1 protein-coding gene is annotated in these 970 nt (G+C 68.5%); it reads left to right on the top strand.

Translation table 11 applies throughout. The features are described 5' to 3' along the window. The coding region (locus ACFWJO_RS38720; protein ID WP_386872904.1) for a catalase at positions 1–968 on the top strand (968 nt) is incomplete at its 5' end. Between the last annotated feature and the right edge of the window lie 2 nt (positions 969–970).

The following is a 970-nucleotide window of genomic DNA, read 5'->3' as shown; positions in this document are numbered from 1 at the left end:
CCTACCTGATGGGCCCGCGCGGCCTGCCCCGCACCTGGCGTGAGATGGACGGCTACGGCTCCCACACCTACCTGTGGGTCAACGCCCAGGGCGAGAAGCACTGGGTGAAGTACCACTTCATCTCCCAGCAGGGCGTGCACAACCTCTCGAACGACGAGGCCACCAAGATCGCCGGCGAGAACGCCGACTTCCACCGCCAGGACCTGTTCGAGTCCATCGCCAAGGGCGACCACCCCAAGTGGGACCTCTACATCCAGGCGATCCCCTACGAGGAGGGCAAGACCTACCGGTTCAACCCCTTCGACCTGACGAAGACGATCTCCAAGAAGGACTACCCGCGCATCAAGGTCGGCACGCTGACCCTGAACCGCAACCCGGAGAACCACTTCGCGCAGATCGAGTCCGCCGCGTTCAGCCCGAGCAACACCGTGCCGGGCATCGGCCTCTCCCCGGACCGCATGCTCCTGGGCCGCGCCTTCGCGTACCACGACGCACAGCTGTACCGCGTGGGCGCCCACGTGAACCAGCTGCCGGTGAACCGTCCCAAGAACGCGGTGCACAACTACGCCTTCGACGGCCAGATGTGGTACGACCACACCGGCGACCGCTCCACCTACGCGCCGAACTCCAACGGCGACTCCTGGTCGGACGAGACCGGCCCGGTGGACGACGGCTGGGAGGCCGACGGCACCCTGACCCGCGAGGCCCAGGCCTTGCGCGCGGACGACGACGACTTCGGCCAGGCCGGCACCCTCGTCCGGGAGGTCTTCTCGGCCCAGGAGCGCGAGGACTTCGTGGAGACCGTGGCCGGCGCGCTGAAGGGCGTCCGCCAGGACGTCCAGGCCCGCGCCTTCGAGTACTGGAAGAACGTGGACACCGCGATCGGCCAGCGCATCGAGGACGAGGTCAAGCGCCACGAGGGCGACGGCATCCCGGGCGTCGAGGCCGGCGGCGAGGCCCGCATCTGACG

Origin of the sequence: Streptomyces sp. NPDC127092 (assembly GCF_042722475.1) — a bacterium.
GTDB lineage: Bacteria > Actinomycetota > Actinomycetes > Streptomycetales > Streptomycetaceae > Streptomyces.
The sequence above is the reverse complement of the archived record's forward strand: the minus strand, read 5'-3'. Positions and strand labels throughout refer to the sequence as shown.